16 protein-coding genes are annotated in these 20,080 nt (G+C 75.3%); 6 read left to right on the top strand and 10 right to left on the bottom strand.

The window, feature by feature from the left end; translation table 11 throughout:
• Window positions 1-39: 39 nt before the first annotated feature.
• The 3 genes from ACH4PU_RS20640 to ACH4PU_RS20630 form a co-directional block, all read right to left on the bottom strand.
• Window positions 40-1,266 (bottom strand): TerD family protein, encoded by a 1,227-nt coding sequence (locus ACH4PU_RS20640; protein WP_398273737.1) that lies wholly within the window; start codon window positions 1,264-1,266, stop codon window positions 40-42.
• 172 nt (window positions 1,267-1,438) lie between these two features.
• Window positions 1,439-2,134, bottom strand: a complete 696-nt coding sequence (locus ACH4PU_RS20635; protein WP_398273734.1) for a response regulator — start codon at window positions 2,132-2,134, stop codon at window positions 1,439-1,441.
• Window positions 2,131-3,339 (bottom strand): sensor histidine kinase, encoded by a 1,209-nt coding sequence (locus ACH4PU_RS20630; RefSeq protein ID WP_398273731.1) that lies wholly within the window; start codon window positions 3,337-3,339, stop codon window positions 2,131-2,133. The genes ACH4PU_RS20635 and ACH4PU_RS20630 overlap by 4 nt, the downstream gene beginning before the upstream one ends.
• Before the next feature lie 470 nt (window positions 3,340-3,809).
• Here ACH4PU_RS20630 and ACH4PU_RS20625 point away from each other — a divergent pair, with 470 nt between their 5' ends.
• From ACH4PU_RS20625 to ACH4PU_RS20615, 3 genes are all read left to right on the top strand, one after another.
• Window positions 3,810-4,853, top strand: a complete 1,044-nt coding sequence (locus tag ACH4PU_RS20625; protein ID WP_398273728.1) for a methyltransferase — start codon at window positions 3,810-3,812, stop codon at window positions 4,851-4,853.
• Window positions 4,854-5,019: 166 nt separating this feature from the next.
• Entirely contained in the window at window positions 5,020-6,123 is a 1,104-nt protein-coding gene (locus ACH4PU_RS20620) for an amidohydrolase family protein (RefSeq protein ID WP_398273725.1), read from the top strand.
• A 197-nt stretch (window positions 6,124-6,320) separates the two neighbouring features.
• The gene (locus ACH4PU_RS20615; RefSeq protein ID WP_398273721.1) at window positions 6,321-7,325 is read left to right on the top strand and encodes an SCO1860 family LAETG-anchored protein; all 1,005 of its coding nucleotides are present in this window, start codon (window positions 6,321-6,323) and stop codon (window positions 7,323-7,325) included.
• 22 nt (window positions 7,326-7,347) lie between these two features.
• On the opposite strand, the gene cobC is transcribed toward ACH4PU_RS20615, so the two are convergent.
• Window positions 7,348-8,400, bottom strand: a complete 1,053-nt coding sequence (gene cobC / locus ACH4PU_RS20610) for an Rv2231c family pyridoxal phosphate-dependent protein CobC (protein WP_398273718.1) — start codon at window positions 8,398-8,400, stop codon at window positions 7,348-7,350.
• A gap of 238 nt (window positions 8,401-8,638) precedes the next feature.
• On the opposite strand from cobC, the gene ACH4PU_RS20605 reads away from it, so the two are divergent.
• The 3 genes from ACH4PU_RS20605 (at window position 8,639) to ACH4PU_RS20595 (ending at window position 12,732) form a co-directional block, all read left to right on the top strand.
• A complete protein-coding gene (locus ACH4PU_RS20605) occupies window positions 8,639-9,163 on the top strand; it encodes a (2Fe-2S)-binding protein (RefSeq protein WP_398273715.1) in 525 nt (174 codons plus the stop codon).
• Window positions 9,156-10,241, top strand: coding sequence for an FAD binding domain-containing protein (locus tag ACH4PU_RS20600; RefSeq protein WP_398273712.1), 1,086 nt, complete (start codon window positions 9,156-9,158; stop codon window positions 10,239-10,241). Before ACH4PU_RS20605 ends, ACH4PU_RS20600 begins: the two co-directional genes overlap by 8 nt.
• A 307-nt stretch (window positions 10,242-10,548) precedes the next feature.
• On the top strand, window positions 10,549-12,732 hold the full coding sequence (locus ACH4PU_RS20595; RefSeq protein WP_398273709.1) for a xanthine dehydrogenase family protein molybdopterin-binding subunit: 2,184 nt from the start codon (window positions 10,549-10,551) through the stop codon (window positions 12,730-12,732).
• 196 nt (window positions 12,733-12,928) lie between these two features.
• Here ACH4PU_RS20595 and ACH4PU_RS20590 read toward each other — a convergent pair whose 3' ends face one another.
• Genes ACH4PU_RS20590 through ACH4PU_RS20565 form a run of 6 tightly spaced genes read right to left on the bottom strand, consistent with a single transcriptional unit; the run spans window position 12,929 to window position 19,956 of the window.
• Complete coding sequence (locus ACH4PU_RS20590) at window positions 12,929-13,297, bottom strand: cobalamin biosynthesis protein (protein WP_398273706.1); 369 nt, start codon at window positions 13,295-13,297, stop codon at window positions 12,929-12,931.
• Complete coding sequence (locus tag ACH4PU_RS20585; RefSeq protein ID WP_398273703.1) at window positions 13,284-14,648, bottom strand: cobyrinate a,c-diamide synthase; 1,365 nt, start codon at window positions 14,646-14,648, stop codon at window positions 13,284-13,286. The genes ACH4PU_RS20590 and ACH4PU_RS20585 overlap by 14 nt, the downstream gene beginning before the upstream one ends.
• Window positions 14,642-15,250, bottom strand: a complete 609-nt coding sequence (cobO, locus tag ACH4PU_RS20580) for a cob(I)yrinic acid a,c-diamide adenosyltransferase (protein ID WP_398273699.1) — start codon at window positions 15,248-15,250, stop codon at window positions 14,642-14,644. Before cobO ends, ACH4PU_RS20585 begins: the two co-directional genes overlap by 7 nt.
• Window positions 15,250-17,337, bottom strand: coding sequence for a putative cobaltochelatase (locus ACH4PU_RS20575; protein ID WP_398273696.1), 2,088 nt, complete (start codon window positions 17,335-17,337; stop codon window positions 15,250-15,252). The genes cobO and ACH4PU_RS20575 overlap by 1 nt, the downstream gene beginning before the upstream one ends.
• The gene (locus tag ACH4PU_RS20570; protein WP_398273693.1) at window positions 17,334-18,965 is read right to left on the bottom strand and encodes a cobyric acid synthase; all 1,632 of its coding nucleotides are present in this window, start codon (window positions 18,963-18,965) and stop codon (window positions 17,334-17,336) included. The genes ACH4PU_RS20575 and ACH4PU_RS20570 overlap by 4 nt, the downstream gene beginning before the upstream one ends.
• Window positions 18,958-19,956, bottom strand: a complete 999-nt coding sequence (locus ACH4PU_RS20565) for a cobalamin biosynthesis protein (RefSeq protein ID WP_398273690.1) — start codon at window positions 19,954-19,956, stop codon at window positions 18,958-18,960. The genes ACH4PU_RS20570 and ACH4PU_RS20565 overlap by 8 nt, the downstream gene beginning before the upstream one ends.
• Between the last annotated feature and the right edge of the window lie 124 nt (window positions 19,957-20,080).

Genomic DNA, 20,080 nt, shown 5'->3' with positions numbered 1-20,080 from the left:
CGGGCGCCCCCACCACGGCGGAGGGCGCCCGGACGTTCGTCAGAGCGCCTGCGCCGCCGGGTTGACCAGGTCGCGGACCGTCTTCGACTTCACGTACTCGCCGATGGCCGTCATCTCCCACTCGCCCGAGTGCTGGCGGATGAACTTGCACATCAGGACGCCCGTCTTGGGCTCCGAGCCGGTGAGGTCGAAGCGGACGAGTTCCTCGCCGGTCTGTCCGTCGAGCAGGCGGCAGTACGCCTTGGCGACGTTGGTGAACTTCTGGCCGCTGTAGGAGCTGACGGTGAAGACCAGGCCGGTGACCTCCGGGGGCAGGCCACCGAGGTGGACGGTGATGCTCTCGTCGTCGCCCGAGCCGTCGCCCGTCAGGTTGTCGCCGGAGTGCTGGACCGCGCCGTCCAGGATCATCAGCTTGCCGAAGTAGCAGGCGTCGATCATGTTCCGCTGGGGGCCGTACGCGATGACGGAGGCGTCCAGGTCGATGGCCCGGCCGCCGTACGCGGGCTCCCAGCCGAGGCCCATCCGGACCGACTGCGTCAGCGGGCGGCCGCCCTTGACGAGGGAGACCGTCTGGTTCTTCCGGAGGCTCACCCGGCCCTTGTCCAGGTTGACCTTGCCCGCGCCCGGGACGGGGGCCGGGGGCGCCGGCGGGACCGGGGGAGCGGGCGGGACGGGAGCACCGAACGCGCCTGCCGGAGGCTGCGGGGCGGGGGGTACGGGCGGGGCCGGCGGGGCGACGGGAGAGGCCGGCGGGGCGGCAGGGGCCTGGGGCGGCTCCTCCACGCTCACGCCGAAGTCCGTGGCGATGCCCGCCAGACCGTTCGCGTACCCCTGGCCCACCGCCCGTACCTTCCAGGCGTCGTTGCGCCGGTAGACCTCGACGACGACCAGCGCCGTCTCGGTGCCGAGCCTCGGCGGGGTGAAGGTGGCCAGCGGGGCGCCGGAGGCGGCGTCCCGGACGGTCGCGGTCGGTTCGGTGCCGGCGAAGGTGGTGCCGGGGGCGTCCAGGCTCGCGGTGACGACGATCTTCTCGATGCCGGCGGGCACGGCGGCCGTGTCGACGGTGATCGAGTCGGGCGCGCCGGCGGCTCCGGCGCGGTGGGTCACGCCGGGGCCCGTGGGCTGGTTGTAGAAGACGAAGTCGTCGTCGGAGCGCACCTTGCCGTCGGCGGTGAGCAGCAGGCCCGAGACGTCGAGCCGCACGGGCGCGGCGACGTCCACCGTCACACGGGTGACGGAGAGCGGAATGTTCGAGCCGGGGGTCATAGCGGTCATGATCCGTTCAACGCGTGATCGGGCTTTGCGGTTCCATGACCCGGCGGAATCCGCGATCCGGCGGAATCCGCGGCCCGATGTGAGGTGGTGCCCCGGGCCCGCCCTTTCACGCACCGTTTCCCGGGGCCGCACCCCAGACCCCGAACCGCGCACCGCGCCGTTCTCACCGCGGTGACACGAACCCCGTCTCGTACGCCCTCACCACCGCCTGCGTCCGGTCCCGGACGCCGAGTTTCGCCAGGACCCCGGCCACGTACGTCTTCACCGTCGCCGCGCCCAGGAACAGCCGTTCGGCGATCTCCGCGTTGGAGAGGCCCTCGGCCATCAGGCGGAGGACCTCCGCCTCGCGCTCGGAGAGGCGGGCGCGGAGGCGGTCGGCCTCGGCGCGGGTGGTGCGTTCGGTGGCGTGGGCGGCGGCCAGGGCGCGGACCGCGGCCGGGAAGAGGAGGGAGTCGCTGCGGGCCACCAGGCGTACGGCGTCGACGAGTTCGTCGGCACCGGCCCGCTTGAGGAGGAAGCCGGACGCGCCGGCGCGCAGGGCGTCGTACACGTAGCTGTCGTTCTCGAAGGTCGTGACGACGATGACGCGCGGCGGGTCGTCCATGGTCGCCAGGATGCGTTCGGTGGCCCGGATGCCGTCCGCCTCGGGCATGCGGACGTCCATCAGCACGATGTCGGGGCGCAGGGCACGGGTGACGGACAGGGCCTCGACGCCCGTCGTGGCCTCGCCGACGACCTCCATGCCCGGTTCGGCGTTCAGGATGACGCACAGGGCGGTGCGGACCATGCGCTCGTCGTCGGCGACGACGATGCGCAGGGTGTCGGCGTCGATGCCGGTGTCCGTGGCGGCCGCGGTCATCGGGGGCCGCCGTTCAGGGGCAGGCGGACGGACAGGCGCCATACGCCGTCCCGCGCGCCCGCGGCGCAGGTGCCGCGCAGCAGCCGGGCGCGTTCGGCGATGCCGGTCAGTCCGCGGCCGCCGCCGCCGCGGGTACGGGCGGGGACGCGCCCGACGGGGTTCTCCACGGTGACCTCCAGGGTCTCGGTGTCGGTGGTGACGCTCAGCCGCACGGGCACCGGGCCCGCGTGGCGCAGGGCGTTGGTGAGGCCCTCCTGGACGATCCGGTACGCCTCGCGGGAGACGACGGGCGGCAGCGAGCCGAGCCCCTCGGACGCGGTCAGGTCGATCTCGCCGCCGGCCGCGCGGGTGCGTTCCACGAGCGCGTCCAGGCCGGCCAGGGTCGGCGCGGGCGCGGCGGCGGCCGGGCCGTCCTCGCGCAGCAGGCCGAGGACGGTGTCGAGTTCGCCGACGGCCTCGCGCGTGGTCTCCTCGATCGAGGTGAGCGCGCGGCGGGCGAAGTCGGGGTCGCGGTCGAGGACCCTGCGGGCGGCACTGGCCTGCAGCAGGACCGCGCTCAGCGCGTGTCCGACGGAGTCGTGCAGTTCGCGGGCGAGCCGGTTGCGGAGGGCGAGTTCGTGGGCCCGGTGTTCGGCCGCCGCCAGCCGGTCCGCCGCCGTCGGGCCGAGGAGGACGGGCGCGCAGCGCGCCAGCAGGGCGCCGGCCGCCCGGGAGGTGAGCGCGAGCAGCGCCATCAGCCCCAGCCCGGAGAGCGGCGCCAGCAGGGGCAGCATCGGACCGCCGAAGACGCGGAACCAGGGCAGGCGGCCGGGAGCGTCCGGGTCCAGCAGCGGCATCACGAACAGGGCGACGGCCGCGGGCGGGGCGGCCAGGGACATGCCGCTGACGACGCCGCCCAGTGCGAGGTGCAGGGTGAAGTAGAGGGCGGGGCGCGTGCGTTCGGACCAGGTGCGGGCCGGGCCGGTGGCGAGGTCGGCCTCGTCGACGCCGCACAGGGCGCGCGCGATCGCGCTCTCCAGCGGGCGGACCAGCGGGAAGAGGAGCGCCGAGAGGGCGGCGAGCGGCAGCGCCGTGGCGAAGGTCGTGAACTGGAGGAGGGGGGAGAGGAGGACGTTGGCGCCCTTGCCGCCTCGGACGAGCGACAGCAGCACGTTCGCCAGGAGGAAGTACGGCATCACCAGGGCGCCGCCGATCAGCAGGTGCACCCAGCGCAGGCGTGCGCGCCGGCCCAGGAGGTCGCGGATCGGCTGGTTGCGGGGCGGCGGGCTGTCGGTGAGGGTGCTTGGTTCGGGCGAGTCTGGTTCAGGCGCGCTTCGCTCGGTCGCGCTTGGATCAGGCGCGCTTCGTTCGGGCGCGCTTGGCTCGGGGGCGCGCGGTTCCGGGCGCGAGCCGGTCGTCACGGCGCGGTGCGGGCGTACGAGCGCGCGTGCGCGGGCGGCCGTGCGCCGGTCGGCGGTCTGTCGATCACGGGCACAGCGTAGGCGACGGGCATACGCCTCGCGGGAGCGAGTTCGCTCCCGCCGTTCCCCGTCATTCCCCGCCGCCTCCCCGCCGCCCCACTCGGTGTCAGAACGGCTACAGCACCGGACCGATGAGGAGCAGGGACTGGACGGAGCGGTACGGCATGGTCCACTTTCGACACCACACGTGACCGCCCGAACACCGAGGAGTGCATGTGAACGATCTCGAATCCGCCCCGCGGGGCGGCTCCGGCGCACTGGACTCGATATTGCGCATCGCCCTCGGCTTCCAGGCGTCGAAGGTGCTGTTCACCGCCGTCCGCTTCGGCGTCTTCACCGAACTGGCCGAAGCCCCGCTCACCGCCGCCGAACTGCGCGCCCGGCTCGGCCTGCACCCGCGCGCCGCCCGCGACTTCTTCGACGCGCTGGTGGCCCTCGGCCTGCTCGACCGTGGCCCCGGCCCCGACGGGCGGTACGCCAACACCCCCGACACGGCGCGCTACCTGGACCGCGGCAGCCCCGCCTATGTGGGCTGCGCCCTGGAGATGTACGACAACCGGCTCTACGGTTTCTGGGGCAGCCTCGCCGACGGGCTGCGCACCGGCGAGCCGCAGAACGAGATCAAGGACGGCGGCGAGCTGTTCGGCACCCTCTACAAGGACCCCGAGCGGCTGGCCTGCTTCCAGCAGGCGATGACCGGGCTCACCATGCGCTCGGCGGACGCCCTCGCCGAGGCCGTGGACTGGTCCGCCCACCGCACCGTCGCCGACATCGGATGCGCCGAGGGCGCCATGCTCAGCCACCTCCTCCACCGCCACCCGCACCTGCGCGGCACCGGGCTCGACCTGGAGGCCGTCCGCGGCAACTTCGAGCGCCACCGCGAGCGTTGCGGCCCCGCCGACCGGCTGTCGTTCACAGCCGGGGACTTCTTCGCCGACCCGCTGCCCCGCGCCGACGTCCTCCTCTTCGGCCACATCCTGCACGACTGGGACCTGGCCGCGAAGCGGACGCTGCTGCGCAAGGCGTACGAGGCGCTGCCCGAGGGCGGCCTCGTGGTCATCCACGAGAGCTTCATCGACGACGACCGGCGGGAGAACCTGGCCGGGCTGCTCGGCAGCCTCAACATGCTCATCGAGACCCCGGGCGGCTTCGACTGCACCGCCGCCGACTGCCGGGGCTGGCTGGCGGAGGCCGGGTTCCGGGAGACGTGGACGCGGCACCTGGCGGGTGCGGAGACGATGGTCGCCGGCCGCAAGTGACCGCCTTCACGACGGCAAGGGCCGCGGTAGCAGTGTCCGTGGTGACGTGGGCGACACTTGCGGTGGCGGATCCGGGCGGGAGACTGGCGGGGATCGATCGCCACCCGCGGACCGGACACCTCCGTTCCCCCGGTGGCGCGGGGACGCCTGCCGGACGGGAGAGGACATGACGCACGACAGCACGGTGCTGCACATCAAGGGACGGGTGCTCACCGGCCCGGGCCCCGACGGCGGGGTGCGCGACGAGATGTGGGTGACCGGCGGCCGGATCACCTTCGAACGCCCGGTGGGCGCGCGGGACGTCACGACCGTCGCGGGCTGGGCGCTGCCCGGCCTGGTGGACGCCCACTGCCACGTCGGCCTGGACGCGCACGGCGCGGTCGACGCCGCGACCGCCGAGAAGCAGGCGCTGACCGAACGGGAGGCCGGCGCCCTGCTGTTGCGCGACGCCGGCTCGCCGTCCGACACCCGCTGGGTCGACGACCGGGACGACCTCCCGCGCATCATCCGCGCCGGCCGCCACATCGCCCGTACCCGCCGCTACATCCGCAACTACGCCCACGAGATCGAGCCCGAGGACCTGGTGGCGTACGTGGCGCGGGAGGCGCGGCGCGGCGACGGGTGGGTCAAGCTGGTGGGTGACTGGATCGACCGGGAGACCGGCGACCTGGCCGCCTGCTGGCCGCGCGGCGAGGTCGAGGCGGCCATCGCCGAGGCGCACCGGCTGGGTGCCCGGGTGACGGCGCACTGCTTCGCCGAGGAGTCGCTGGCGCCGCTGGTGGAGGCCGGGATCGACTGCATCGAGCACGCGACCGGGCTGACCGAGGAGACGATCCCGCTGTTCGCCGAGCGCGGCGTCGCGATCGTCCCGACGCTCGTCAACATCGCCACGTTCCCGCGGCTCGCGGACGGCGGGGAGAAGAAGTTCCCGCGCTGGGCGGACCACATGCGGCGGCTGCACGAGCGGCGCTACCGGACGGTGGGCGCCGCGTACGACGCGGGCATCCCCGTCTACGTGGGGACGGACGCGGGCGGCTCGCTCGCCCACGGCCTGGTGGCCCAGGAGGTCGGCGAGCTGGTCAAGGCCGGCCTCCCGGCCTCCGCCGCGCTCGCCGCGGCGACCTGGGGAGCGCGCGCGTGGCTGGGGCGCCCGGGACTGGAGGAGGGCGCGCCGGCGGACGTGGTGGTGTACGAGGCGGACCCCAGGGAGGACGTCCGGGTGCTGGCGGCGCCGCGGCGGGTGATCCTGCGGGGGCGGGTGGTGGGCTGATGAGCCTGCGGTAGGGGTTTCTCCTGTTGCGCATGCTTCGAACTGGCAGTCGGAAACCACCCGTTGGGATGAACTCCCTCAAGAACGCTCGCCGTTCACCCGTCCGGGAACGACCATGACGTGGTCGATGCCGACGGCGCGTGATGTCCCCCATTGGCGCGCGTCGGCTCCTTTCTCTCGTGGGGAGTTCCACACCCGTGTCCAGCACCACCAGATCTTCCTTCGGCATGCCCGTTTCCCGGACTTCCCGGCGGGCGGGCGTGCGGTCCGCGGCTCTCCTGGCCGCGTTCTCAGCGGTCGCGGCCGGTGCCGTATCCGCCCACGCCGCCCCTGCCGCCCCCGCCACCGGTGACCACCGCACGGGCACGGCGGACGCCGTGATCCTCCGCGCCGGGCTCGACGTCTCGCTGCTCGACAAGACCGTCCGGGTGCCCGTCAACGCGTCGCTCAACGACGTCCACGCCCCCGGGAACGCGGCGCGGACCGCGCTCTCCGTCCGGGTGGGCGGCGCGGAACAGGGCCGGCCGGTGGAACTGCTGCGCGCCGACGCGGCCACCGCCCGCGCCACGGCCGACGAGCGCGCGGCGACCGGCCGTGCCGAACTCCTGCACGCCAAGGTGCACGTGCCCGGCCTGCCGCTGCTCTCCCTCGTCGAGGTGCGGCAGGTCACGGCGGAGGCGGTCTGCCGGGCCGGGCAGCGGCCCTCGGCCGCGTCCAATCTGCTGGGCCCGGTGACCGTGCTCGGGAAGAAGGTCACGCTGAGCACTGGCGGCACGACCGACGTCGACGTGCCGGGCGTCGGCCGGGTCCGCCTCGACCTGTCGAAGACCGCCACCACCTCGCGCACCGGGGCCGCCACCGCCCTCCAACTGAACGTGGACGTCAACCCGTTGAAGCTCGGCGTCGCCGAGGTGCACGGCCGCGTCACCCTCGTCCGGGCCGCCTGCGAGACCCCGGCCGGCGCCGGCGAGCCGGCTAAGGAGCCCCCGGCCCCCGCGAAGCAGCCCCCCGGCAAGGAGGCCACCCGCACCTCCGGTACCGACGTCAAGCCGCAGACCGTCGCCGACAAACACGACCTCGCCGAGACCGGCGGCTCCTCCGCCACCCCCTGGATCGCCGGAGCGGCCGGCCTGCTCGTCGTCGGAGGCGGCGCCGCCCTGATCACCGCCCGCCGCCGGGCGGCGGCGCGGGCCAGGGGGTGACGCGGGGCGGGGGGCGTCCTGCTCAGCCCCCCGCCAGTGCCTTGCCCAGGGCCTCCGCGAAGCGGTCCGTCGTGGTGCGGTCGCGGACCGCGAGGCGGAGGTAGTCGGGGCCCAGGCCGGGGAACGTGTCGCCGCGGCGGACGGCGAAGCCCAGGCCGCGCAGGCGGCTGCGGACCGCCGTGGCGTCCGGGAGGCGGATCAGGACGAACGGGCCGGCCGCCGGGGAACACACCGTCACCGAGGGGAACATCGAGAGGCGGTACTCCAGGTGCGCCCGGTCCGAGGCGATGCGGTGGGCCGCGTGGGCGGCCTCCGCGAGGGCCGGGGCCGCGCTGCACGCCTCGGCCGCCACCAGGGCCGGGGAGGACACCGGCCAGAGCGGCTGGGCGCGTTCGAGGCGGGCGATCGTGCCCGGCGACGCGAGGACGTAGCCGACCCGCAGGCCGGCCAGGCCCCACGTCTTGGTGAGGCTGCGCAGGACGACCAGGCCCGGCAGGTCCGTACGGGACGCCAGGGACTCGCCCTCGCCCGGCACCGCGTCCATGAACGCCTCGTCCACCACCAGCGTGCGCCCCGGGCGGGCGAGCCGGGCCAGGGCCGTCGCCGGGTGCAGGACGGAGGTGGGGTTGGTCGGGTTGCCGACGACGACCAGGTCGGCGTCGGACGGGACCGCCCGCGGGTCCAGCCGGAAACCGTCCGCCGCGTCCAGCACCACCCGTTCCACGCTGTGCCCCGCGTCCCGCAGGGCCGCCTCCGGCTCGGTGAACTGCGGGTGCACCACCACCGGGCGCCGGGCCGGGAGCGCCCGGGCGATCAGCACGAACGCCTCCGCCGCGCCGGCCGTCAGCAGCACCCGCTCCTCCGGCAGTCCGTGCCGGGCCGCGACCGCCCGGCGGGCCGCCCGGCCGTCCGGGTAGGCGGCGAGGGTGTCGACGGAGGCGGCGATGCGCTCGCGCAGCCAGTGCGGCGGCGTACCCGCCCGGACGTTGACCGCCAGGTCCGTCAACTCGTCGCCCATGCCGCGCACTTCGGCGTCCCCGTGATGGCGCAGGTCGGGCTCGGGGGATATGTGCATGGGCGGGGATACCTTCTCGCTGTGCGGTGTTCCGGCGGCGCTCCGGCGAATGTCCCGGTGGTGTTCCGGTGGGGGAGACGTTACCGGGTTCCGGGAACGCGGATTCCTCGTGGGCCCTCCCCCTCCGCACGCGGTCCGGCCGTCGTGTCGCCGCCCCTTCGTGCCGCTTCGGCCATAGGATCGCCCTGCTTCGACGTGAATGTCAGATTATGTGGATGTCTGTCCAGTGTGGAGGGTGATGGTGGTGAACGGTTCCGCTGCGGCGGCCGACGGGACGGCCGGGCCCGTCGTCCGGGTGCCGGTCAACCTCCGGGTCAACGGCGCCGAACGGCGGATCGAGGTGGACACCCGCACCTCACTGCTGGACGCCCTCCGCGACGCCCTGGCCCTGACCGGCACGAAGAAGGGCTGCGACCAGGGCCAGTGCGGTGCCTGCACGGTGCATCTCGACGGCAAACGGGTGCTCTCCTGCCTCACCCTCGCCGCGAGCGCCGACGGGCGCGAGGTCCGGACGATCGAAGGGCTGGAGCGGGACGGCGTACCGCACCCGATGCAGGAGGCGTTCGCCCGCCACGACGCCCTCCAGTGCGGCTACTGCACCCCCGGCCAGATCATGTCGGCCGTCGCCCTGATCGAGGAGGGCCGGGCCGGCTCGGACGACGACGTCCGCGAGTTCATGAGCGGCAACCTCTGCCGCTGCGGCGCCTACCCGCACATCGTCGCCGCGATCCGCGACGTGGCCACCGGGGGCCGGCGTGCGTAGCTTCGCGTACGTCCGCGCCGGGACCGTCGAGGAAGCGGTCGCCGAGGTCGCCGCCGATCCCGGGGCCGCCTACCTCGCCGGCGGGACGACCCAGGTGGACCTGATGCGGGACGAGGTATTCCGGCCCGCCCGGCTGGTGGACATCACCCGGCTGCCGCTGCGGGGCATCCGGCGCGACGGCGAGATGCTGATCGCCGGCGCGCTGACCACCATGGAGGAGCTCGCCGCCCACGAGGACGTGACCGCCCGGCTGCCGCTGGTGCGCGAGGCGCTGCTGCGCGGCGCCTCCCCGCAGCTCCGGCACATGGCCACCCTCGGCGGCAACCTCCTCCAGCGCACCCGCTGCCGCTACTACCGCGACCCGAGCACGGCCTGCAACAAGCGCGAGCCGGGCGCCGGCTGCGCCGCGCTCGACGGCCACCACCGCACCCACGCGGTCCTCGGCACCAGCCCGCACTGCATCGCCACCCACCCCTCCGACCTCGCCGTCGCCCTGCTCGCCCTGGACGCCTCGGTGCGCGTCCACGGGCCGGACGGCGAACGCGCGGTGCGGCTGGCCGAGTTCTACCGGGTCCCCGGTACCACCCCGCACCTCGAGAACGCCCTCGCGCACGGCGAGCTGATCACTCACCTGGAGATCCCGCTGCTGCCGCCGGAGGCCCGCTCGGGCTATCTGAAGGTCCGCGACCGGGCCAGCTACGAGTTCGCGCTCGCCTCCGTCGCCGCCGCCCTGGTCCTCGACGACGGACGGATCCGCTCCGCCCGGCTCGCCCTCGGCGGCGTCGGCACCGTCCCCTGGCGCGTGCCCCGGGCGGAGGAACTGCTGCGCGGCGCCCGGCCGGACGACGACGTGCTGCGCGCGGCGGCGGACGCCGCGCTGGACGGCGCGGAGGGGCGGCCGGACAACGGTTTCAAGGTCGAGCTGGGACGGCGGGCGGTCGTCCGGATGCTGGGCGCTCTGGCGCGGGGCGAGGAGCCTGGCGGGGCGGCGGGGGACGGGCACCCCGGCCCGGCGGCGGGAGACGGGCGTCCCGGCGAGGCGGGGCCGCCGCCCCGCGGGCGGGAGGCCGGGGCGTGACCGGGAGGCCGGGGCGTGACCGGGAGGACGGGGGCGTGCTCGGGAGGACGGGTGCGTGCTCGGGAGGGCCGGCCCGCGACGGGAGCAACCGCGGTCCGAAGGACCGAACCACGGCCCGGGGGACCGGGCCCTGGCCGGGGGGGGCGAGTCGGGACCGGAGGGAACGAACCGCGGCCCGAAGGACCGAACCACGGCCCGGGGGTCGGGGCCCTGGCCGGGGGCGAGTCGGGGCCGGAGGGAACGAACCGCGGCCCGGGGGAACGAGCCGTGACCGGAAGGACCCAGCCGTGACCGAGAGGGCTGACCCATGACACCGACCCAGCTCGGCGAGGGCATCGACCGCGTCGACGCCCGCGTGAAGACCGGCGGCCGGGCCGAGTACGCCACCGACGCCGCGTACCCCGGCCTCGTCCACGCCGTCCTCGTCCAGAGCAAGATCGCCGCCGGCCGGATCGCCGCCCTCGACACGGCGGCGGCAGAGGCCGCGCCCGGGGTGCTCGCGGTGATCGGTCACGAGAACGCGCCCGTCCTGCACGAGGCGCCCGACCGGGCCTCGTCGCTGCCGCCGCCCCCACTGCGGGACGACCGGATCCGGTACCACGGCCAGACCGTCGCGGTGGTGGTGGCCGACACCTTCGAGCAGGCCACCGAGGCGGCCCGGCTGGTCCGCGTCACGTACGCGGCGGACCCGCCCGTCGCCGACCTCGACCACCCCGACGCCGAGCACGACCACGACCCGTTCGGGACGGACGGCGGGACCGGCGACGTCGACAAGGCCCTGGAGGCCGCGCCCGTCCGCGTCGAGCGCACGTACCGCACGGCGGCGAACACCAACAACCCCATGGGCCCGTTCGCCACCGTCGCGTGCTGGGAGGGCGACCACCTCACCGTCCACGACTGCACCCAGGGCCCCTCCCGCACCCGGGCCGACCTCGCGGCGGCGCTCGGCGTGCCACCGGAGGCCGTCCGCGTGCTGGCCCCCTACCTCGGCGGCGGCTTCGGCGCGGGGCTGCGGACCTGGGGGCACACCGTGCTCGCCGCCGTCGCGGCGCGGCAGGTGGGGCGGCCGGTGAAGCTGGTGCTGACGCGCAAGCAGATGTTCACTTCCGTGGGGCACCGGCCCGACACCCGGCAGACCGTGCGGATCGGCGCCACCCGGGACGGCCGGATCACCGCGATCGACCACCGGGCGTGGCAGTCCCTCTCGATGACGGACATCAACTACGAGCCCGTCTCCCACACCTCCCAGTCCTCCTACGCCAGTCCCAACATCACCACCCGTGACGTCCAAGTCCGCCTCAACGTCCCCGCGCCCGGCTCCATGCGCGCCCCCGGCGACGCCCAGGGCAACTACGCGCTGGAGTGCGCGCTGGACGAACTCGCGCACGAACTGGGCATGGACCCGCTTGAGCTCCGGCTGCGCAACTACGCCGACGAGCACCCCGTCACCGGGCAGCAGTGGTCGTGCAACGACCTGCGCGCCTGCTACGAGACCGGAGCCGAGACGTTCGGCTGGGCGCGCCGCGACCCCGAGCCGCGCTCCATGCGCCGGGGCCGGACGCTGGTCGGCTACGGCATGGCCGGCACGTCGTTCTTCTTCTACCAGGCAGACTGCGCCGCCCGCGTCACCGTCAGGGCGGACGGCGGAGCGGTGGTGGAGAGCGCGGGCATGGACCTCGGCACCGGTACGTACACCGTGATGACCCAACTCGCGGCGGAACTGCTGGGGTTGCCGGTGGAAGGGGTACGCATGGTGATGGGCGACAGTTCCCTCCCCGCGGCGCCCTCCGCCGGCGGTTCCGGCCTCACCGGCGCCATGGGCACCGCCATCCACACCGCCTCCCGGCACCTGCTCCAGTCCTTCCTCGACCTCGTCCGCGACGACGCCTCGCCGCTGCGCGGCGTCGCGCTGGACGGCGTCCGTGCGGAGGGCGGGCGCATCGTGCGCACCGACGACGGCCGGGGCGAGGCGTACACGGCGATCCTCGCCCGCCACGGGCGCGACGCCCTGTCCGCCGAGGGCTCGGCCGAATCGCCGGGCCAGGACGGCGCGGTGGTGCCCACGGGGCCGTACGCCGCCAAGTTCGCGGAGGTCCATGTCGATCAGGACCTCGGCGTCATCCGGGTCGCCCGCCTGGTGACCGCCGCGCACTGCGGGCGCATCCTCAACGAGAAGACCGCCCGCAGCCAGCTCGTCGGCGGCACGGTCGGCGGCATCGGCATGGCCCTGCTGGAGGAGACCGTCACCGAACCGCACACCGGGCGCATCGCCAATCCCACGCTCGGCGACTACCTCGTCGCCGTGAACGCCGATATTCCGCGCCTCGACGTCCGCTTCGTCGGGCGGCCCGACCCTACGACTCCCAACGGCACCAAGGGGTGTGGGGAACTCGGCATTCCGGGGACGCCGGCCGCTATCGCGAATGCGGTGTTTCATGCGACGGGGGTGCGGGTTCGGCGGTTGCCGATCAGGATCGAGGATGTGCTGTGAGGTGCCCCGGTCCCGCCCTTTCACCGTTTCCTGGGGGCTGCGCCCCCAGCCCCCCTTTTCCGCGGCTTCGCCGCTCGTCCTCAAACGCCGGACGGGCTGAAATCAGCCCGTCCGGCGTTTGAGGACAACCGCGCGGAGCGCGGTTTCGGGGGCGCAGCCCCCGCAAGAAACGGTGAAAGGGCGGGACCGGGGCACCTCACCCCGCCACCGCACACGTCACCCGCCCCCACACAACCTTGGGCACAAGCAGAACAGCCCCCTCACCCGCCGCCAGCAAGGCAGCCGCCTCGGCGACGGACGGCGTACCCACCGCCGCGCCGGCCACCGCGGACGGATGCGGAACGGCGACCCCGGCGAGCTCGGCCGCGTCGTACGGCCGCAGCGGCACGCCGAGCGCGGCGGCCGCTCCCGCGATCCCCGGTTCCGCCGCCCGGGCGGCGAGCGTCGCCAGGGCGGCGGGCCGGGCGCCGGCCGGCAGGCAGCGGGCGATGAGGGCCAGCACCTCGTCGGCCGGCACGCCCGGCCGGGCGCCCAGCCCCACGCACACCGGTTCAGACGCCCGCACGCGCCGCCGCCACCAGCCGCTCCGCCGTCCCGGGCGCCCCGGCCCAGTGCACGTGCAGGTACGACGCGTGGACACCACCCGCCGCGTACCCCTCGACGCGCCGCTCGGGGGCCGTGAAGCCCCAGGCGGGCGCCGGGCCCGCGCCCGGTTCGACGACCGTGCGGTGGAACTCGTGGCCGCGCACCCGGGTCCCCGCCGCCGCCAGGGGGTTGTCCGCGAGGGCGACGGCCTCGCGGTAGCCCAGGGTGAGCCGGGGCGACATCCGGGCCTCGGCGGGCAGGACCCCGCACATGGGCCGGCCGTCCAGGGAACGGGACAGGTACAGCAGGCCCGCGCACTCCGCCGCCACCGGCGCGCCCGTCGCCGCGAGGGCCGAAACCGCCGCGCGCAGCGGCTCGTTGGCTGACAGCTCGGGCGCGTACATCTCCGGGAAGCCACCGCCGATCATCAGGCCGGCCGTGCCCGCCGGCAGCTTCTCGTCGCGCAGCGGGTCGAACGGGACGACGTCCGCGCCGGCCGCCGTCAGCAGTTCCGTGTGCTCCGCGTACGAGAACGTGAACGCCGGGCCGCCGGCGACCGCGATCACCGGGCGGGGACCCGCCGCCGAAGCGGCCTCCGGCGACCACGCCGGCCCCGGCACCGGCGGCGCGCTCCGCGCCAGCGCCAGCAGCGCGTCCAGGTCGCACCCCTCCCGTACCCGCGCCGCCTGCGCGGCCACCGCGTCCAGCGCCTCCGCGCGCCGTTCGGCCACCGGGACGAGACCCAGGTGCCGGCTGGGCGTGTCGACGTCGGCGGCCCGGCGCAGCGCGCCCAGGACCGGGACGCCGGCGCCGCCCAACGCCTCACGGAGCAGGGCCTCGTGGCGGTCGGAGCCGACCTTGTTGAGGATGACGCCCGCGACCCGCACCTCCGGGTCCCAGGAGGCGAAGCCGTGGACGAGCGCCGCCACCGAGCGCGACTGCGACGACGCGTCCACGACCAGCACCACCGGCGCCCGCAGCAGCTTCGCCACGTGCGCCGTCGACGCCAGCTCGCCCCGGCCGCTGGCGCCGTCGAACAGGCCCATCACGCCCTCGATGACGGCGAGCTGGGCCCCCGCCGCGCCGTGCAGGAACAGCGGGGCGATCCGCTCCGGGCCGCACAGGAACGCGTCGAGGTTGCGGCCCGGGCGGCCGGTCGCCAGCGCGTGGTAGCCCGGGTCGATGTAGTCCGGACCGACCTTGTGCGGCGACACGGCCAGTCCCGCGTCGACGAACGCCCGCATCAGGCCGGTGGCGACCGTCGTCTTGCCGGTGCCGGACGCGGGGGCCGCGATGACCAGTCGTGGAACGGAGTGTGCGGAGGTCACCACTCGATGCCCCGCTGGCCCTTCTGGCCGGTGTCCATGGGGTGCTTGACCTTCGACATGTCGGTGACCAGGTCCGCGAAGTCCACCAGCTCCTGCGGCGCGTTACGGCCGGTGATCACCACGTGCTGCGTCCCGGGGCGGTCCTTGAGGACCGAGACCACCTCGGCCGTGTCGATCCACCCCCAGTGCAGCGGGTACGCGAACTCGTCCAGCACGTACAGTTTGTAGCGCTCGTCGGCCAGGTCGCGCTTGACCTGCTCCCAGCCCTCGCGCGCCTTCTCCTCGTTGCTCAGCTCCCCGTCCTTGGGGTCGCGCTGGATCCAGCTCCACCCCTCGCCCATCTTGTGCCAGTCGACGGACCCGCCCTCGCCGGACGCGCCGAGCACGCGCAGCGCGTTCTCCTCGCCGACCTTCCACTTCGCCGACTTCACGAACTGGAACACCCCGATCGGCCAGCCCTGGTTCCAGGCGCGCAGCGCGAGCCCGAACGCGGCCGTCGACTTGCCCTTGCCGATGCCGGTGTGGACGAAGACGAGCGGCCGGTTGCGGCGCTGGCGCGTGGTGAGACCGTCGTCCGGAACGACGGTCGGCTGTCCCTTGGGCATTACGCGGCTCCCCTGGTCGTGGCGGTGGTGGTGCGGACGGTACGGACGAGTGCGGTGACGGTGTCCGCCCGGAGTTCGTCGAGCGTGACGACCGGTGCCTGCAAAGACTGCCCCAACTCGGCCGCCAGGCCCAGACGGACCGGCCCGGCCTCGCAGTCGACGACGACGGACGCGATGCCCTCGGCCGCCAGCAGGTCCGCCGCGCGGCCTGCCCTGACCAGCGGCTCCGGGCCGCCCGTCGCCCGGCCGTCGGTCACCACGACCAGCAGCGGACGCCGCGACGGATCGCGCAGCCGCTCCACCCGCAGCACCTCGCGCGCCCGCAGCAGCCCGTCGGCCAGCGGCGTCCGGCCGCCCGTCGGCAGCTTCTCCAGCCGGGCCGCGCCCGCGTCCACCGACGAGGTGGGCGGCAGCGCCACGTCAGCGCCGGAACCCCGGAAGGTGATCATCCCGATCTTGTCGCGGCGCTGGTAGGCGTCCAGGAGGAGGGAGAGGACGGCGCCCTTGACCGCGCTCATGCGCTTGCGGGCCGCCATCGAGCCCGAGGCGTCGACGACGAAGAGGACCAGATTGCCCTCGCGCCCCTCGCGCACCGCCTCGCGCAGGTCGTCCCGGCGGACGACCAGGCCGCGTCCCGCCCGGCCGCGCGCGTGCTGGTGCGGGGCGGCGGCCTGGAGCGTCGCGGCCAGGTGCAGCCGGGTCAGCGTGCCGCGCGGGCGGCGGGCGCCGGTCGTCCGGCCGTGCGCGGTGCGGGCCCGCGAGCGGCGGCCGGCCGCGCCTTCGCCGAGGCCGGGGACGTCGAACTTGCGGGTGCGGAAGGGTTCGGTGGCGGCGACGGGGGTGGCTTCAGGCGCGGCTCCGGGGGCCGAACCCTCCTGCGCGGACGGGGAGTCGGCGGCGGGCTGCTCGCGCTGGGGCGGCAGGTCGGCGGCGGGGTCGGTTCCGGCGTCGGTCCCGGCGTCGGTGGTCTCCTGAGGCGGCACACCGTCGCCCGGGCCGTCGTCCTCCGGTCCGCCGTCGCCGCCGGGGCCGTCGTCGTCCGGGCCCTGCGGGTCGTCGCCCTCGGGCTCGTCCTCTTCCTCGAACTGCCGGAGGATCTCGTCGAGTTTGTCCTCGTCGAGGCCGGGCGCGTCGAAGGGGTTGCGGCGCCGGCGGTGGGGGAGGGCGAGCAGGGCGGCCTGGCGGACGTCCTCGGTGACGACGTCCGTACGCCCGGCCCAGGCGGCGAGCGCGGACGCGGTGCGGGCCGTCACGATGTCGGCGCGCATGCCGTCCACCTCGAAGCCGGCGCACACGGCGGCGATCCGGCGCAGGGCGCCGTCCCCGAGCCGCACGCTCGGCAGCAGGGCGCGCGCGGCGGCGATGCGCTCCCGCAACGCGTCCTCCTCCGCCGCCCACTTGGCGGCGAACGCGGCCGGATCCTCGTCGAACGCGAGCCGCCGGCGGACGACCTCGACGCGCTCGTCGGTCTCGCGGGAGGCGGCGACCTCGACGGTCAGGCCGAAGCGGTCGAGGAGCTGGGGGCGGAGCTCGCCCTCCTCGGGGTTCATGGTGCCGACGAGGAGGAAGCGGCTGGCGTGGCGGACGGAGACGCCTTCGCGTTCGATGTGGGCGGCGCCCGTCGCGGCCGCGTCGAGCAGCGAGTCGACGAGGTGGTCGCCCAGGAGGTTGACCTCGTCGACGTACAGCACGCCCCGGTGCGCGGCGGCCAGCAGTCCGGGCTCGAACGCCTTGACGCCGTCGGAGAGGGCGCGCTCGATGTCGAGCGACCCGACGAGACGGTCCTCCGAGGCGCCCACGGGCAGTTCGACCATGCGGGCGGGGCGGACGAACCGGGTCCCGTCCTCGTGCGGACCGTCAGGGCACGAGGCGTCCGGGGCGGCCGGGTCGCAGCCGAATCGGCAGTCGGTGTAGGTCTCGACCTCGGGGAGGAGGGTGGAGAGGGCGCGGACCGTCGTGGTCTTGGCCGTGCCCTTCTCCCCGCGCACGAGCACGCCGCCGACGGCCGGTGAGACCGCGTTGAGGAGCAGTGCCAGCCGCAGGCTGTCCATGCCGACGACGGCGGCGAAGGGGTACGGAGTGCTCATGCGGTGATCGCTCCTTCGGAGGGTGTCGCTGGACGGGGCGAGGGGAGAAGGGGGCCCCGGTCCGGCCCCTTCACCGTTTCTTCGGGGGCCGCGTCCCCGGTTTTCGGCGCCGCCGGCGCTCCCGGCGGGATGAACGGCAGGCCCGCCGGGACGCCGCCCTCGATCAGGCGCAACAGCGCCTCCGTGTCGGCGTGCTCCTCGATGAGGTCGCCCAGGCGGTCGAGCTGTTCCTCGCGGAGGGCGGCGAACGACGTGTCGGGCGCGGGGACGAAACGGCGGCCCGCTTGCCCGGCCACCCGGCGGAGGAACGCGCGGCGGAAGCCGTCGCTCTCCAGGGAGCCGTGCCAGTGGGTGCCCCAGACCGCGCCGACGCGGCAGCCGTCGAGGAACTCCTCGTCGCCGCCGGTCACTTCGGCGACACCGTGGTGGATCTCGTACCCCTCGACGCGCTCGCCGAGCGCCTTGCCCACCGGGCGGGCCAGGGTCTTCTCCGGCGCGAAGCGGACCCGGACCGGGAGCAGCCCGAGACCGTCCACGACACCGGCCCGGGACTCCACCTCGTCCTCGATCCGTTCGCCGAGCAGCTGGAAGCCGCCGCAGATGCCGAGGACCGGGCGGCCCTCGGCGGCGCGCCGGGCCAGCGCGCCGGCGAGGCCGCGTTCGCGGAGCCAGGCGAGGGCGCGGACGGTGCCGCGGGTGCCGGGGACGACGACCAGGTCCGCGTCGGCCAGTTCCTCCGGGCGGTCCACGAACCGGACGACGACGCCGGGTTCGGCGGCCAGCGCGTCCACGTCCGTGAAGTTGGACATCAGCGGGACCGCGCAGACGGCGACCCGCAGGACGTCCTCGCCGTACGGCGGCGCGACGACCGACTCGCGGACCGCGCCGCGCAGCGACACCCGCAGGCCGTCCTCCTCGTCGATGCCGAGGCCGTGCGCGAACGGCAGCACGCCGAACGTCCGGCGGCCGGTGAGGCCGCGCAGCATCTCCAGGCCCGGCTCCAGGAGCGAGACGTCGCCGCGGAACTTGTTGACGACGTAGCCGGCTATGAGCTCCTGGTCCTCGGGGGAGAGGAGCGCGGTCGTGCCGAAGAACGACGCGAAGACGCCCCCGCGGTCGATGTCGCCGACCACCACGACGGGCAGCCGGGCCGCCCGGGCGATGCCCATGTTGACGATGTCCGTGCGGCGCAGGTTGATCTCGGCGGGGCTGCCGGCGCCCTCGCAGATCACCGCGTCGTGGGTGCGGCGCAGCTCCGCCAGGCAGTCGGTGACCGTGCCGAACAGCTGCTCCTGGCGGCCGGAGTGGTAGCCGCGGGCGCTCAGTTCGCCGACCGGCTTGCCCATCAGCACGACCTGGCTGCTGCGGTCGCCGCCGGGCTTGAGGAGCACCGGGTTCATCAGCGCGGTCGGCTCGACGCGGGCCGCCGCGGCCTGCATGGCCTGGGCGCGGCCGATCTCGGCGCCCTCGCGGGTGACGAACGAGTTCAGCGACATGTTCTGCGCCTTGAAGGGCGCCACCTTGACGCCCCGGCGGACCAGCCAGCGGCAGATGCCCGCCGTGACCACGCTCTTGCCCGCGTCGGAGGTCGTCCCCGCGACCAGCAGGCCCCCAGCCGGCTCAGACACCGTTCCTCCTCGTCATGGATCCCGCTCCCAATCTGCCCACCCGGCGCGCCCGGGAGACCGCCCAGCGGCCGCCGACCGCGACGCCGAGCGCCAGCAGCGACACCCGCCGCGACAGCCGCACGGCCCGTTCGATGTCGGCCGCCGCCACCGGGCGGAGCTCCGCGCCGAGGACGGGACGGTGTTCGACGCGGCCCGCGTAGGCGAGGGTGCCGCCGAGGCGGACGCCGAGGGCGCCGGCGAACGCGGCCTCCACCGGGCCGGCGTTGGGGCTCGGATGCCGGGCGGCGTCGCGGCGGACCACGCGCAGGGCGCGGCGCGGGTCCGGGCCGGCGGCGACCGCGAGGGCCGCGGTGAGCCGGGCGCCGGGCCAGCCGACGACGTCGTCGAGCCGCGCGGAGGCCCAGCCGAAGCGCCGGTAGCGCGGCGACTTGTGGCCCACCATGGCGTCCAGCGTGTTGACGGCGCGGAAGCCGACCAGGCCCGGCACCCCGGCGAACGCGCCCCAGACGAGGGCGCCGACGACCGCGTCGGAGGTGTTCTCGGCGACGGACTCGACGACGGCGCGGGCGATCTGCTGCGCGTCGAGGGACTGCGGGTCGCGCCCGCACAGGTGCGGCAGCCGCTCCCGGGCGACGTCCAGGTCGCCGGCGGCGAGCGCGCCGCCGATGGCCCGGGCCTCCCGGCCGAGCGACGTGCCGCCGAGAACGGCCCAGGTGGCGGCGGCGGTCAGCGCGATGTCGGCCTGGTTCACCCGGCGTGCGGCGCGGGCCAGCAGGGTGGCGGCGGCCACGGCGCCGCCCGCGCAGACGGCCGTGTGCAGGGCGCCGCGGCCGCGGTGATCGGCCCACAGGCGGCGTTCGACGGCGTGCGCGGCCCGGCCGAAGGCGGCCACGGGGTGGCCCCGGCGGGGATCGGCGGCCACGAGGTCGGCGAGGAAGCCGAGCGCGGCACCGCACGCGAAACCGACGGGACGTGACGTACCCGTACGCATCGGCTCAGACCGCCGTCGCGCCTCGGGAGGGTCGGGTCGGGAGGGCGTCGGGTGATCGGCGGCGGCCGCGCATGTCTTTGTGTGTCCTCACTCAGGGTCCGCGCCCTGGTTCGACGTGACCGGT

Origin of the sequence: Streptomyces sp. NPDC021100 (genome assembly GCF_044333095.1) — a bacterium.
Classification (GTDB): domain Bacteria; phylum Actinomycetota; class Actinomycetes; order Streptomycetales; family Streptomycetaceae; genus Streptomyces.
This window is presented reverse-complemented; position numbering and strand designations above follow the sequence as displayed.

Bases quoted from the DNA above. Each gene is read 5' to 3' on its own strand.
- ACH4PU_RS20605 (WP_398273715.1), top strand. From the start codon at position 8,639: ATGGTGGTGAACGGTTCCGCTGCGGCGGCCGACGGGACGGCCGGGCCC.
- ACH4PU_RS20595 (WP_398273709.1), top strand. From the start codon at position 10,549: ATGACACCGACCCAGCTCGGCGAGGGCATCGACCGCGTCGACGCCCGC.
- ACH4PU_RS20620 (WP_398273725.1), top strand. From the start codon at position 5,020: ATGACGCACGACAGCACGGTGCTGCACATCAAGGGACGGGTGCTCACC.
- ACH4PU_RS20575 (WP_398273696.1), bottom strand. From the start codon at position 17,337: ATGAGCACTCCGTACCCCTTCGCCGCCGTCGTCGGCATGGACAGCCTG.
- cobO (WP_398273699.1), bottom strand. From the start codon at position 15,250: ATGCCCAAGGGACAGCCGACCGTCGTTCCGGACGACGGTCTCACCACG.
- ACH4PU_RS20635 (WP_398273734.1), bottom strand. From the start codon at position 2,134: ATGACCGCGGCCGCCACGGACACCGGCATCGACGCCGACACCCTGCGC.
- cobC (WP_398273718.1), bottom strand. From the start codon at position 8,400: ATGCACATATCCCCCGAGCCCGACCTGCGCCATCACGGGGACGCCGAA.
- ACH4PU_RS20640 (WP_398273737.1), bottom strand. From the start codon at position 1,266: ATGACCCCCGGCTCGAACATTCCGCTCTCCGTCACCCGTGTGACGGTG.
- ACH4PU_RS20565 (WP_398273690.1), bottom strand. From the start codon at position 19,956: ATGCGTACGGGTACGTCACGTCCCGTCGGTTTCGCGTGCGGTGCCGCG.